The sequence below is a fragment of the Winogradskyella litoriviva genome, assembly GCF_013249065.1.
In the GTDB taxonomy this organism is placed as follows: domain Bacteria; phylum Bacteroidota; class Bacteroidia; order Flavobacteriales; family Flavobacteriaceae; genus Winogradskyella; species Winogradskyella litoriviva.
Genome location: NZ_JABRWQ010000006.1, coordinates 15,468 through 30,945, shown reverse-complemented (window position 1 = coordinate 30,945; position 15,478 = coordinate 15,468). Strand labels below are relative to the sequence as shown.

General features: G+C 32.3%; 10 protein-coding genes. All 10 read left to right on the top strand.

Annotated features, from left to right (window positions below; genetic code table 11):
- Positions 1-30 precede the first annotated feature (30 nt).
- A complete protein-coding gene (gene ruvA / locus HNV10_RS13540) occupies positions 31-612 on the top strand; it encodes a Holliday junction branch migration protein RuvA (protein WP_173301935.1) in 582 nt (193 codons plus the stop codon).
- Positions 612-7,979: a T9SS outer membrane translocon Sov/SprA gene (gene sov / locus HNV10_RS13535; protein ID WP_173301934.1), complete on the top strand. Its 7,368-nt coding sequence runs from the start codon at positions 612-614 to the stop codon at positions 7,977-7,979. The genes ruvA and sov overlap by 1 nt, the downstream gene beginning before the upstream one ends.
- 59 nt (positions 7,980-8,038) lie before the next feature.
- Positions 8,039-8,419 carry a glycine cleavage system protein GcvH gene (gene gcvH, locus HNV10_RS13530; protein ID WP_173301933.1) on the top strand — a complete coding sequence of 127 codons (381 nt, stop codon included), beginning with the start codon at positions 8,039-8,041 and terminating at the stop codon, positions 8,417-8,419.
- 16 nt (positions 8,420-8,435) lie between these two features.
- A complete protein-coding gene (locus HNV10_RS13525) occupies positions 8,436-8,774 on the top strand; it encodes a VanZ family protein (protein WP_173301932.1) in 339 nt (112 codons plus the stop codon).
- A 65-nt stretch (positions 8,775-8,839) separates the two neighbouring features.
- Entirely contained in the window at positions 8,840-9,568 is a 729-nt protein-coding gene (locus HNV10_RS13520) for an energy transducer TonB (RefSeq protein ID WP_173301931.1), read from the top strand.
- 115 nt (positions 9,569-9,683) lie between these two features.
- Positions 9,684-10,478 carry an energy transducer TonB gene (locus HNV10_RS13515; RefSeq protein WP_173301930.1) on the top strand — a complete coding sequence of 265 codons (795 nt, stop codon included), beginning with the start codon at positions 9,684-9,686 and terminating at the stop codon, positions 10,476-10,478.
- A gap of 122 nt (positions 10,479-10,600) precedes the next feature.
- Entirely contained in the window at positions 10,601-12,715 is a 2,115-nt protein-coding gene (locus HNV10_RS13510) for a gliding motility protein RemB (RefSeq protein WP_173301929.1), read from the top strand.
- A gap of 218 nt (positions 12,716-12,933) precedes the next feature.
- The gene (gene cyoE, locus HNV10_RS13505; protein WP_173301928.1) at positions 12,934-13,827 is read left to right on the top strand and encodes a heme o synthase; all 894 of its coding nucleotides are present in this window, start codon (positions 12,934-12,936) and stop codon (positions 13,825-13,827) included.
- Positions 13,828-14,427 (top strand): cytochrome c oxidase subunit 3, encoded by a 600-nt coding sequence (locus tag HNV10_RS13500; protein ID WP_173301927.1) that lies wholly within the window; start codon positions 13,828-13,830, stop codon positions 14,425-14,427. It abuts the gene before it with no gap.
- A gap of 37 nt (positions 14,428-14,464) precedes the next feature.
- Complete coding sequence (locus tag HNV10_RS13495) at positions 14,465-15,463, top strand: cytochrome c oxidase subunit 3 (RefSeq protein ID WP_173301926.1); 999 nt, start codon at positions 14,465-14,467, stop codon at positions 15,461-15,463.
- The last annotated feature ends 15 nt before the right edge of the window (positions 15,464-15,478 follow it).

The window sequence follows — 15,478 nt, the reverse complement described above, 5'->3', positions numbered from 1 at the left end:
TTACATTTGGGTTTTTAACATTTGTTATAAATGATTACACACATAGAGGGAAAACTTGTAGAGAAAAATCCAACAGACGTTGTTATTGATTGCAATGGTGTTGGGTATTTTATTAATATATCTTTTCATACCTTTTCTCAAATTCCGGATAAAGAACATCTAAGGCTTTATACACATTTACAAGTTCGCGAAGATTCACATAGTCTTTATGGGTTTTCGTCCAAAACGGAACGCGAAATTTTTAAATTATTAATTTCTGTAAGTGGCATTGGTGCCAACACAGCGCGTACAATGTTGTCGTCTTTAACACCAGACCAAGTAAAGGAAGGTATTGCAGGTGGCGATGTGTCTTTAATACAAAGTGTAAAGGGAATTGGTCTAAAAACCGCACAACGTGTTATCATAGATTTAAAAGATAAAGTGTTAAAAGTTTACGGATTAGATGAACTTTCTCTTACTACAAACAATACAGACAAAGATGAAGCGTTATCTGCTTTAGATGTTTTAGGATTTAATAGAAAACAATCTGAAAAAGTAGTCGATAAAATTTTACAAGCCCAACCAGATGCCCTTGTAGAGCAAATTATTAAAGAAGCTCTTAAAAACTTATAATGCAATTGATTAAAACTCACCATAATTACGCTTTATCCTATAGGTTTTATATTGTATTAGCCTTTGTTTTGCTAATAGGTAATTCTCTAATAGCACAAGAAACAGGAACAGAAACCGAACAAGATAGCACAGTAACAACGTTTTCATTTGGTAAATTAAACATGCCAAATCCAAATAGTGTAGTGTCAAAATATGAGTATGACCCTATTTTAGATCGCTATATCTACACTGAAAAAGTAGGGAATTTCAATATTAATTATCCATTAATTTTAACGGCAGAAGAATTTCAAAAATTAGTATTAGAAGAAAAGCTTAAAGCATACTATAAGAAAATGGCTGATGCCAAAGCCGGACAAAAAGAAGGTGCAGAAGAAGATCAGAAAAACTTATTACCAGAGTTTTATGTAAATTCTGGATTATTTGAAAGCATTTTTGGAGGCAATACTATTAATGTTATTCCACAAGGTTCGGTTGAAGTTGATTTAGGAGTTTTGTTTTCTAAACAAGATAACCCTTCGTTCTCACCAAGAAATAGAACAAACTTTACTTTCGATTTTGATCAGAGAATAAGTTTAAGTTTATTAGGAAAAGTTGGTACAAGACTTCAAGTAACCGCAAATTATGATACAGAAGCTACTTTCGATTTTCAACAGGTTGTAAAGTTAGAGTACACACCAACCGAAGATGATATTATTAGAAAAATTGAAGTTGGTAATGTTAACATGCCATTAAATAGTTCATTAATAACTGGCGCACAAAGTCTTTTTGGTGTTAAAACAGAATTACAATTCGGTAAAACAAGAGTAACGGCTGTGTTTTCAGAACAGCAATCTCAAGCAAAGTCAGTGGTTGCAGAAGGTGGTGGAACTGTAGAAGAATTTGAATTCTTCGCTAGAGATTATGATGAAAATAGACACTTTTTCTTAGCGCAATATTTTAAAGAAACGTATGATAAAGCTTTATTACAATATCCTTTTATAGATAATCAAGGGCTTCAAATTACAAGAGTAGAACTTTGGGTGACTAATAGAAACAACCAAACTGAGAATGTTAGGAATATTGTAGCTTTTCAAGATTTAGGAGAATCTTCTGCTGATAATATAGGCTTAGACCCATTACCTGCTGGTTTTATAAATAATCCAGGAGCAAAGCCAAATAATGAAAACAATGATTTTGACCCAACAAGTATTGGTGTTGGAGGATCACAATTAACAGATTTAGTAAGAAATATTACAGCTGTAGAAAACGGAATTAATGTATCCGTAAATGAAGGATATGATTACGGGAAGTTAGAATCTGCAAGAAAGCTAACAGAAGGACAAGAGTATGTTTTAAATTCAGAATTGGGTTATGTATCATTAAATCAGCGTTTACTTAATGATGAAGTATTAGCCGTAGCCTTTCAATATACAATAGGAGGAGAAGTTTTTCAAGTTGGTGAATTTGCTAACGATGGCGTTGATGCAACAACTGTAAATGATACTTCAGGAACTTCAGTTGTAAATAATCAAAGTTTAGTTTTAAAAATGTTGAAAAGTGCAGTAACATCTGTAGATCAGCCGATTTGGGACCTAATGATGAAAAATATTTATGACACTGGAGCTTTTCAATTAAGTCAAGAAGACTTTAAATTAAACATCTTTTATACAGAAGCTTCTTCTGTAAATTATATAAACCCAGTAGAAGGCACAACATTTCCAACTTTTGATAATAATACAAATTATACTGGAGATGATACAGAAATTAATGAGACGCCATTAATTAGACTTTTTCATTTAGACCGTTTAAATTATAATAATGATCCTCAAGAAAGAGGTGATGGGTTCTTTGATTATGTAGAAGGCACAACAGTATTATCTCAAAATGGTAAAATAATATTTACTAAAACAGAACCATTTGGTCGTTATTTATTTGATGTTTTAGATGATGATGGTAACCCAAATAACAATGAAGTTGATTATGAAGATATAACCAATACAGAAAGTGGATATAACGAAAACCAAAAGAAATACGTTTACGATATTCTTTATAAATCTACAAAGACAGCCGCTTTAGATGAAGCAGAGAAGAATAAATTTCAAATAAAAGGACGTTTTAAAAGTAGTGGAGGAGACTCTGGTATTCCTATTGGTGCTTTTAATGTGCCGAGAGGTTCTGTTAGAGTTACAGCAGGTGGACGTCAACTTGTAGAAGGCGTAGATTATACTGTAAATTATCAATTAGGTCGTGTAGAAATTTTAGACGAAGCTCTAAAAGCATCAAACACGCCTATTAATGTATCTGTAGAAAATAATGCCGTATTTGGGCAACAAACAAAGCGATTTACAGGGTTAAATATAGAGCACACGTTTAATGAGAATTTTGTTTTAGGTGCAACCTTATTAAATTTAAGTGAACGACCAATTACCCAAAAAGCAAACTATAATTCAGAACCTATAAACAATACTATTTTTGGGTTTAATGGAAATTACTCAACAGAAGTTCCATTCTTAACAAGATTAGTTAATAAATTACCAAATATAGATACAGATGTACCGTCTAATCTTTCTGTTAGAGGTGAGTTTGCTTACTTATTGCCAGGTGCAGCAAGTGGAGCAGATTTTAATGGTGAGGCTACAGCGTATATTGATGATTTTGAAGGTACACAAGGCGCAATTGACTTATTAAGCCCTTTGTCTTGGTCGTTATCTAGTAGACCATTAACGGTAAATGGAGTAACTGAAAATGACCCAATTAATAAACAAGGAATTGAAAATGGTTTTGGTAGAGCGCTTTTAAATTGGTACACCATAGATCCAATTTTCTTTAGTGCACAGCGTCCTAGTGGAATGACAGATGATGATGTTTCAGATATTTATACACGTCGTGTGTTTATTGAAGAAATATTTCCTGATCAAGATATTGTACAAGGGCAAACATCAGTTATAAATACATTAGATTTAGCTTATTATCCTACAGAAAGAGGTCCATACAATTTTGATCCTAATGCAACCAATAATGTGTTGTCTAATCCTGCGGAAAGTTGGGCAGGTATTACAAGACAAATTACCTCTACTGATTTTGAACAAGCTAATGTAGAATATATAGAATTTTGGATTCAGGATCCGTTTTTAGATAATCCAACAAATACAGGAGGTAAGTTGTTTATTAACCTTGGTAATATTTCTGAAGATGTTTTAAAAGATGGTAGAAAGCAATATGAAAATGGTTTGCCTGAAGATGGTGATATTTCTGCCCTATTGCTTAATCAACCGCTGACTCTTGAGAATCCTTATGTTGTTCCTGAAAACCAATCATTAATCTACACTTTTGATACTACAGGAGAACAAAGAACAAACCAAGATGTTGGTTATGATGGTTTCGATGATGAGGAGGAAGCAAGTATGTTACAAACCCTTTATGGTGTAAATAACTTTGGAGAAGATCCAGCAAACGATAATTACTCTTATTACCTAAATGAGGAAGGAGGTATTTTTGAGCGTTATAAAAAATACAATGGTTTACAAGGAAATACGCCAGACACTTTTACGGATACCAATAGAGGTTCTACAACACAGCCAGATGTTGAAGATATCAATAGAGATAACACAATGAATACCATTGATAGTTATTTTGAATATGAAATAGATATTACACCAGCCAGTTTATCAGATCCAAATAATCCATACATTTTTGATGTTAAGGGTGGAGCAAGTGATCCAATAAGTGTTACACTGCCCAATGGAGATGTAAGAACAGATGTTAAATGGTACCAGTTTAGAATCCCTATTGCAGATAGTGATATTCGTGAAGCCATTGGTGGTATTTCAGATATTCGTTCTATCCGTTTTGCTCGTTTGCATTTGTCAGATTTTACAGAGAATACTGTTTTACGTTTTGCTTCTTTAGATTTAGTACGTAGCGATTGGAGACGTTATTCATTGCCATTAGATGATGAGTCTATCACTGAGCATGAAAATGATTTAACCGAATTTAATGTTGGTATTGTTGGTATACAAGAGAACGATGGATCATACGAAACTCCTCCTGGTGTAGAAAGAGAAGAATTAAATAATAATAACAGTATTATTAGACAAAATGAACAATCTTTAGTTCTGCAAGCCTGTGATTTAGAAGTTGAAGATTATAGAGGTGTATATAAAAACATCAATATAGATATGCGTCAGTACAAACGCTTAAGAATGTTTTTACATGCCGAGGCCCAAGATGGAGATGTATTAGAGGAAGGGGAAATGACCGCATTTATAAGAATGGGTAATGACTTAACAGAGAACTTTTATCAGGTTGAAGTACCTTTATTACCTTCAGATTTGGCTGAAGGCTCTGGAGCAGAACAACTTTGGCCAGACGAAAATGAAATTAATATTTCATTAGAAGCTTTTCAACAAATAAAATCTAAAGGTATTTTTGATGGTACCTTATCTAATGAAGATCCAACATTTTACAATGTTATAGATGGTGAAGTCAGTGAGAACTCGGTTGATGAATTTGGAACAGTAGCTATTGGTCAGCAACGTGTTGCTATAAAAGGTAACCCTAATTTTGGAGATATTAGAGTTCTAATGGTTGGTGTAAAAAACAGCAATAATGTAGAAAGTGTTTGTGGAGAAGTTTGGTTTAACGAATTAAGGATGTCTGGTTTAGAAAACGAAGGTGGTTGGGCTGCTGTAGTAAGCATGGATACTAACCTTGCAGATTTCGCAGACTTTAGTGCAACAGGAAGCAGAAGCACCATAGGATTTGGAGGAATAGAGCAAGGGCCAAATGAAAGAAGCTTAGAAGATGTACAGCAATACGATGTTGTTACTAATATGCAATTAGGGCAGCTATTACCAAAAAAATGGGGTGTACAGATTCCGTTTAATTATGCGCAAAGTGAAGAATTGGTAACACCAAAATTCGACCAATATTATAATGACCTTACATTAGATTCTCGCATAGATGCAGCAGAAACTAGCGCAGACGAAGATCGTATTAGAGAACAATCAGAAGATTATACCAAACGAAAAAGTATTAACTTTATAGGTGTTAGAAAACAAAAAGGCCCAGAATCTAAAAAGCACTTTTACGATGTAGAAAACCTAACATTAAACTATTCTTATAATAAAGTAGAACACAGAGATTTTGAAATTGAAAGTGCATTAGATCAAACCGTAAGAGCAGGTGCCAATTATAATTATGCATTTGAGCCCATAAAAATAGAACCATTTAAAAAGAACGATTCTCTTTTTACAGGGAAATATTGGAAGGTTTTAAAAGACTTTAACCTTAACTTATTACCATCTAGCTTTTCAGTTAATACAGATATTAATAGACAGTTTAGTAAACAAAAATTTAGAGAAGTAGAATTAGGTGGCGATAATATTGGTATAGAAGAATTATTTAGAAGAAATTATACTTTCGATTTTCAGTATGCTATAAATTACAATATAACAGACGCTTTAAGTTTAAATTTTTCTGCGGCAAATACAAATATTGTTCGTAATTATTTTATAGATGATAATCTTAGCGGAAGTCAAGATTCTGAACTAGATGTTTGGGATGGTTTCTTTGATTTTGGAGATCCTAATTATCAAACACAACAGCTACAAGTTAATTATGAGGTGCCATTATATAAAATTCCTGCTTTAAGCTTTTTAAGAGCAACATACTCCTATAATGGCGCTTTTCAATGGCAAAAGGGATCTGATTTAAATGAAGGCTTAGAAGTAGAAGATCCAGATAATCCAGGTGTTTATAACACTTATAATTTAGGCCATTCTATACAAAATTCTAATACACATAATATTAACTCTACACTTAATATGGAAACCTTATATAAAACCATAGGTTTGGTTAGAAAAGGTAAAAAGAAAAGTAGAGGACGTACCAGAACTATTAGCACAAGAGATCGCTCTGCAACACCAAATAACTCAATTGCTGATAAAGAAAAAACAAAAAATCCAAATAAACTAAGTACAGGAAAAAAAGCGTATAATACAGTTGTAGACATAGTAACAATGGTAAAACGTATTCAGTTAGGTTACACGGAAAACAACGGAACTTTTCTGCCTGGATATTTACAAACACCTGGTTTTGTTGGGACTTTAAAACCAACATTAGGTTATACCTTTGGTAGTCAGCAAGATATTAGGGATTTGGCTGCTAGAAATGGATGGTTAACGGTATTTCCTGATCTTAATCAACAATACACCGAAACAAAAAATACATCATTGGTTTATTCTGCCAATATAGAACCAATGCGAGATTTAAAAATAGATCTTATAGGTAATAGAACTTTTGCAGAAAACATGTCTGAGAGTTTTCAAGCCATAGATGAAGATTTAGATGGACTAAGTGATAGATACGATGATTTAATAACAAATTCATTTGGTAATTTCAATATATCTACCGCATTAATAAAAACAGCTTTTAAATCAAGTGATGAAAATCAATCACAAACTTTTGATGATTTTAGAGCTAACAGATTAGTTATTGCTAATCGTTTAGCAAAAGAGTTTTATGGAGATACACCATACGCTACAGATGCAGAAGGTTACCCAGAGGGTTTTGGTAAAAATAGTCAACGCGTGTTATTACCCGCTTTTTTGTCTGCGTATCAAGGTACAAATCCAGATAAAGTAAGTACTGGAGCCTTTAGAGATGTACCAATTCCAAATTGGACTTTAAAATATACTGGGTTAATGAAAATCCCATGGTTTAAAAAGAATTTTAGACGTTTTTCAATTCAGCATGGATACAGATCTAGTTATACGATTAATCAATTTAGAACTAATTTAGATTTAGTGACAGAAGATTTAGTTCCTGGTCTGGCCTATGGTGAACAGATGGATGATGTTAAGGACGCTTCTGGTAATTATAAAAATGAAACCCTTTTTAGTAACATTAACTTAGAAGAACAGTTTAGTCCTTTAATGCGTTTAGATTTTGAAATGAAAAATTCTATTAAAGTCTTAGCAGAAATTAAAACAGATAGAGTGTTATCACTAAGTTTCGATAATAATTTAATGACAGAAATTCAAGGCAAAGAATATACACTTGGATTAGGATATAGATTTAAAGATTTAAGAATTCGATCACAATTAGCAGGACCAAAACAAATCATTGTTAGTGATTTAAATATGCGTGCCGATATTTCTGTAAGAGATAATAAAACGATTATTAGATATTTAGATATAGAGAATAATCAAATTACAGCAGGTCAAACAATTTGGGGATTAAAATATACAGCAGACTACGCTTTTAGTAAAAACTTAACTGCCATTTTCTATTTTGATTATACGTTCTCAGATTTTGCAATTTCAACATCGTTCCCACAAACATCTTTAAGATCAGGAATTACATTACGATATAATTTTGGAAATTAAATTTGAATTGAAAGTATTAAAAATTTACATTTGTTATACTAATTATATTAAAGAATAAAATGAATATACCATCAGAATTAAAATACACAAAAGATCACGAGTGGGTTAAAGTTGAAGGCGATATAGCTACAATTGGTATTACAGATTTTGCACAGAGCGAATTAGGTGATATTGTTTATGTAGAAGTAGATACTTTAGATGAAACTTTAGATATTGAAGAAGTGTTTGGTACGGTTGAAGCCGTAAAAACAGTATCGGATTTATTTTTACCATTATCTGGTGAAATTATAGAGTTTAATGAAGGTTTAGAAGATGAACCAGAAAAAGTAAACTCTGATCCTTATGGAGACGGTTGGATGATAAAGTTAAAACTATCAGATGCTTCGCAAATAGATGGTTTATTGTCTGCAGATGCGTATAAAGCATTAATAAGTGGTTAAAAAAATACTTTTGCCTTTGTCAATTACTTACACATTGGCATTAATAATTGCAAGTTTAATTACCTTAAAAGGAGTGCCCAGTTTAGGGTCTTCTTTTGATGATAAAATTTATCATATAGTAGCTTATTTGGGTTTAGCATTTTTATGGGCATTTTATTTAAAGCCTTACAAAACAAAATATGTACCATTTGGCGTATTTTTTTTGGCAGCATTTCTAGGATTTGTATTAGAACTGCTTCAGTATTACGTTAATCCTAATAGATCTTACGACACATATGATTTAATTGCAAATACTATTGGTGCTATTTTTGGTACGTTAATTGCAGTACAATTAAACACAGATAAATTAAAATAACCTAAAGCCTTGCTTTTTTTATAATTTATTAGTTAAATTAGCGATGTTATAATAAAAACAATACTATGGAACCTAAAAAGAATCCGAAATCGGACGTGAGTCGTAACAGCTCATTGTACTTTGCTGTTGGTCTAGCACTAATGTTAGGCATTACTTATATGGCGATTAATTATAAAACTTATGATAAAAGTGATGTCGTAGCTGACACGCTTAATCTAGATGATGAATTAGAGGAAGAAGTGCCAATTACAGAACAAATTGCAACACCTCCACCTCCACCACCTCCACCACCATCAGCTCCAGAAGTTATTGAAGTTGTAGAAGATGAGGTTGAAGTTGAAGAAACCGTAATTGAATCTACTGAAACAGAGATGGAAACAGAAATTGTTGAAATTGAAGAAGTAGAGGTAGTAGAAGTTGAAGAAGATATTGAAGTACCTTTTAACGTTATTGAAAACGTTGCTGTTTTTCCAGGTTGTGAGAAAAAGAAAGGTAATGCGGCTAAAAAAGAATGTATGAACGAAAAGGTGAATAAATTCATCAGTAAAAAGTTTAATACAGAATTAGCGGGTGACTTAGGCTTGCCTCCAGGAAAGAAGAGAATTTTTGTACAGTTTAAAGTAGATAAATCAGGAAACATTTCTAGTATTGTAGCTCGTGGTCCTCACCCAGGATTAGAAAAAGAAGCAAAACGAGTAATTAGTCAATTACCTAAAATGAAGCCTGGGAAACAAAGAGGAAAAGCAGTGGTAATGCCATTCTCAATTCCAATTGTATTCCAAGTACAAGACTAATAAATATATTTTTTACCATAATAAAAATCCCGTTCAAAATTAATTGGACGGGATTTTCGTTTTTGGTATGCTTATTGTGACTTTGACATAATATTAACATTTAAATAATAGTATTATGAAAAATTCTAAGAAAGACTTCGGTTTTGCTGGTCAGAGCACAACTGAAGCAAAGAAATCACAAAAGCATGATGCAAATTTACAAAAAAACTCAACCCTTTATTTCCAAATAGGGTTGATACTTTGTTTATTGGGTACCTATGCTCTTTTTGAAATGCAATTTCAAGAAAAAAAAATCGATTTTATTAAAGATGAAACAGCTCAAATAGATCCTCTTCTAATTGATTATGTACCACCTTTTATAGAAGAAGTTATTGAGCCTAAAACTCCTGAACCTGCACCAAGTGTCAAATTAATAGATAAAGTTAAAGTTGTTGAGAATGATGTGCCAGTTATTAAAACCATTATTAAAACAGAAAACGACCCAATTATATCTAAACAACCAGTTAAAGTTGGAGATATAAATGTTATAGAAGAACCAACAGAATTGGATGATATACCATTTATAGCCATAGAAAAAGTGCCGGTTTATCCTGGTTGTGAAAAGTACGACAGCAATAACAAACGAAAGAAATGTATGTCTGAAAGAATTTCTAAACTAATAAATAATAAATTTAATACAAATATTGGTTACAAGTATGGTCTTTCTGGTAGACAAAGAATCCATACTCAATTTACTATTGATAAAAACGGTGATATTACAGATATTAAAATTAAAGGTTCTCATATAGCTTTAGAGAAAGAGGCAAATAGAGTTATAAATAAACTTCCAAAAATGGAACCTGGTTTACAACGTAATGTTCCAGTTGGTGTTATTTATACATTACCAATTATGTTCGAAATAAGAAACTAATGTAAATAGTTAGCCTAAAATTTAGAACCGTTATTATTTTAATAACGGTTTTTTTATGTAAAATTTCAGGCTCAGGTTACTAAAAAAAATAAGTATCTTTCCAGCATTAAAAATTAGTGTTTATGAAGCGCATTTTGCTATTTGCTGTTTTACTATTGTCTTCTATAGGTTATGCTCAAACATTTTCTTCTTATGAAAAACCTCCTGTGTTTAAAGCTTGTGATTCAGTAGGAGTAGATCAGTTAAAACCTTGCTTCAACTTTACATTGAATACCTTTATCTACCAAAATTTTAAAACGCCTCAGATAGTAGAAGATGAAGCATACAATGGTATCGTTCAGTTGCTATTTGAAGTTAATAATAAAGGTGAATTTAAAATAATATACATAGATGCTATTTATGAAGAATTAAAAACGGAAAGCCAACGTGTATTTAATCTACTCCCAAAAATAGAACCTGCTAAATATAATGGAAACCCAACATTTACTCAGTATAGTATTAATATTGCTATTCCATTAAAGGAACCTAAATTAGAAGTTATAAAATCATCAAAAGATAGAGTTTTAACGAACAATGATAGTTTAAACGCGACACTTTCAAATGAATTTAATCAACTTGAAAGTGAATTAAAACCTTATGAGAAATTAGAATATACGAGTCAATTAAATATTCCATTTACACATTCATATTATGCTCGTTTTGATGATGAAATGAACGCAATAGGCACTAACAGTCATACAGCAGCAAAACCATTTGTGTATAGTGATGTAGCAAGATACTATGATATACAAGCTGAAAAGGAAAGTTTAGCAAAGGCTACAAATACGTGGTTAGAGAAAAAAGTATTTAATGAGCATTTGGTAGAAGTACAAGGAAAAGATTACTGGTTTACCGTAGATCCTATATTAGACCTTCAGATGGGTAAGGATACTGATACAGATGCCAATTTTAATTCTACTTGGAATAATACAAGAGGTATTAACATCCAAGCAGGTTTGGGAAAACGATTTAATTTAACGGCCTCGGTATACGAAAGTCAAGGTCGCTTTGCAAATTACTTTAATCAGTATGCAGAAAGCTTACAAGCTTTTGGTCCCGATCCAGCTATAATTCCTGGTCGTGGAATTGCTAAGCGATTTAAAGAAGATGCATACGATTATCCTGTTGCAGAAGCTTATTTGTCTTATACTCCAGCTGATTTTCTTAATGTTCAGTTCGGACATGGTAAGAACTTTATTGGTGATGGTTATCGCTCCTTGTTGCAAAGTGATGTTGCAAGCCCTTATCCATTTTTAAAGTTAAATGCTACGTTTTGGAAAATAAAATATACTAGTACTTGGATGTGGTTAAAAGATGTTAGACCAGAAGTTGTGGTTGATGATGCTTTTTTAACAAAATATATGGCAAATCATTATTTAAGTTGGAATGTTAACAAACGTTTAAATATTGGTTTATTTGAATCTGTAATGTGGGCTGATACTAATGGAAGAGGATTTGATGTTAATTATCTAAATCCAATTATCTTTTTTAGAGCAATTGAGTTTCAAACAGGCCAAGGTGCAGGTAATGCTATTCTTGGTTTAAGTTCTAAATATAAATGGAATAATAAAGTTAATATATACGGTCAGTTTGTATTAGATGAATTTTCTTTAAGTGATGTTAAAGCAGGAGATAAAAGTTGGAAGAATAAATTTGGTTTTCAATTAGGCGCCAAATACTTTAATGCATTTAAAGTTGATAATTTATTACTTCAAGCTGAATACAATCAAGTTAGACCATATACCTATTCTCATAATACCGAGATTTTAAATTATGGACACTTTAATCAACCAATGGCACATCTTTGGGGAGCAAACTTTAGAGAATTTGTATTAATAGGTCGCTATAATTACCTAAGATGGTTTGGTGATGCTAAGATGATAATTGGTCAACGTGGATTGGATTACAATACAGACGAAGATAGTTTTTCATATGGAGGAGATATCTATAGAGATTATAATGCGAGAAATGCAGACACAGGTATAAAAATAGGTCAAGGAAATAAAACCAATAGTTTTATGGCAGAATTACAAGCTGGATATTTATTAAACCCAACAACGAACCTTAAAGTTTTTACCAACATTATTTATAGAGACTATAATCCTGATTCGGTTAGTGATACTACTATTCGTAATGGTTCAGTATGGTTTAGTCTTGGTATAAGAACCGACTTGTTTAACTGGTATAATGATTTTTAGTGAGTTGTTGATAACCGCAAAGAATAGATATATCTGCTTAATTTGTAAATTCTAAAGGAGAATAATAAAAATAGATTTTGTTGTTTGTTTATTGTTTTTTGTACATATGTAAAAATTCACGCTTTTACTTAAATCAATAAAACTAAAGCATAACGTTGCTCATATTTAATTTTCAATCTATCTTTGCATTCGCTTTAAAAAGAATAAATTAATACAGTTTGAGTAGTACAAAATCTACGGTATCAGCAGCTTCTGTTGTAACAGATTTTAAGGAAATCACTAAAATGGGATTGTCCTTAAGTGTGGTATTTTCTTCACTAGCCGGATATTTTCTTGGAGTTGAGACCATAAGTTTTACTACTTTAATTTTATTAGCTTTTGGTGGGTATTTTATGGTTGGCGCTTCTAATGCTTATAACCAAATTATTGAGCGCGATCTTGATGCGCTTATGGAAAGGACTAAAAATAGACCAATTCCTGCAGGCCGAATGACCGTGAATACAGCGTTTATCATTGCAACATCTTTTACAATTTTAGGACTTATTACACTTTATGTTATTAATCCTAAAACAGCTATGTATGCTGCTATTTCAATATTTTTATATACAAGCGTTTATACACCGTTAAAAACAAAAACGTCATTATCTGTTTTTGTAGGGGCTTTGCCAGGAGCCATTCCTTTTATGTTAGGATGGGTTGCGGCAAGAGATAGTTTTGGTATAGAACCAGGAATGTTGTTTGCTATTCAATTTTTTTGGCAATTTCCACATTTTTGGTCAATAGGTTGGTTTTTGCACGATGATTATAAAAAAGGTGGTTTTCACATGTTACCAACAGGTGAACCAGATAAAGGAACAGCAGTACAGATTATAATGTATAGTGTTTGGACTATTATTGCTTCAGTTTTGCCGGTTTTTGGTTTTACAGGCGATTTAAAATTGTCTATTGTAGGTGCTATTCTCGTATTTATATTAGGGATGGTTATGCTAGTTTATGCATTAAAGTTGTTTAAACTAAGAACAATAAAGGCTGCAAAACAACTCATGCTTTCAAGCGTATTTTATATCACATTATTGCAAATAATATATGTTGCAGATAAATTTTTGAGATAAATGGATTTAACACAAGGAACACATCAAGAAAAAGCATCAAGGTCTAAAAAGATGATGCTGTGGTTTGGCATAGGATCTTTAATTATGTCTTTTGCAGGCTTAATAAGCGCGTTTATTGTAAGTAGTAAACAGCGATTAAACGAAGATTGGCTTTTAGAATACCAACTGCCACCAGCTTTTTTAATCAGTTTAATCCTTATTTTGCTAAGCAGTTTTACGTTTATCCTTGGGAAACAAGCGCTCAAACAAAATAACAGGAGTATGGTAACTGTATGGCTGTTAGCTACTTTGGCGTTAGGAGTTGGTTTTGTAGTTAGCCAGTTTGTAGGTTTTGGCGAGATTATAGCCTCGGGTTATCATTTTGCTGGTCCAACAAGTAATATTACAATGTCTTATATTTACGTTATAGCCGTATTGCACATAGCGCACGTGATTGCTGGTTTAATATGTCTAATAGTCGTAATTTATAATCATTTTAAACAAAAGTATGATGCCAACAATATGTTGGGTTTAGAACTTGCTGCAAATTTCTGGCATTTCGTAGATGTGCTTTGGCTTGTGCTCTTTTTGTTTTTATATTTTTTTAAATATATAATTTGATTATTTTTGTCCAATCTTTAAAATTTAAATAAATTCTATGAATTCTACAGTAGCTACTGGTACAGAAGAAAAAACTTGGGGAGGAGGCAATAAGCCACTAAAGGCAAGTTACGGAAAAATGATGATGTGGTTCTTCATTGTATCTGATGCGTTAACGTTTTCAGCTTTCTTGGCAGCTTATGGCTTTTCGAGATTTAAGTTTGTTAATGAATGGCCAATTGCAGATGAGGTATTTACTCACGTTCCGTTTTTACATGGTCAGGAACTGCCTATGATTTATGTGGCATTTATGACGTTTGTACTTATTATGTCTTCAGTAACAATGGTGCTAGCCGTTGATGCTGGTCACCGTATGAATAAAGCGAAAGTTACTATATATATGTTCCTTACTATTATTGGTGGTGCAATATTCGTTGGTTCTCAAGCTTGGGAATGGGCAACTTTTATACAAGGTGATTATGGTGCTGTTCAAACAAAAGGTGGAAACATTTTGCAATTTGGAAAAAATGTAACTGAAGATGGTGTTGAGAAGTTTAAACGTGTTTCAATTGAAGATTTGGCTATTCCTATTGCAGATGTTCGTGTAGAACATGATCGTAGTAATGGTTTATGGTTTAGAGAAGAAGCTACATTACCTCCTTACTCAGTTAATGAAATATATGCAGGTTTAGTTGCTAATGAAAATGTTTTAGTTAGAACTCAGCTTCTTGATGAGAATGGTCATAAAACTATATTATCTAGAGAGGAGTCTTTAAAACAAATAAAAGAGAATGGCAAGCTTGTAGTTAAAGGTGCAAATCTTCAAGTTAATGAATATGGAACTTCGCTATTTGCTGATTTCTTTTTCTTTATTACAGGTTTTCACGGTTTCCACGTATTATCGGGAGTTGTACTTAACATTATTATCTTTTTTAATGTTGTTCTCGGAACTTATGAAAGAAGAGGAAGTTATGAGATGGTTGAGAAAGTTGGTCTATACTGGCACTTTGTCGATTTAGTTTGGGTATTTGTTTTCACATTCTTCTATTTAGTATAAAAAGAAACTAAGATT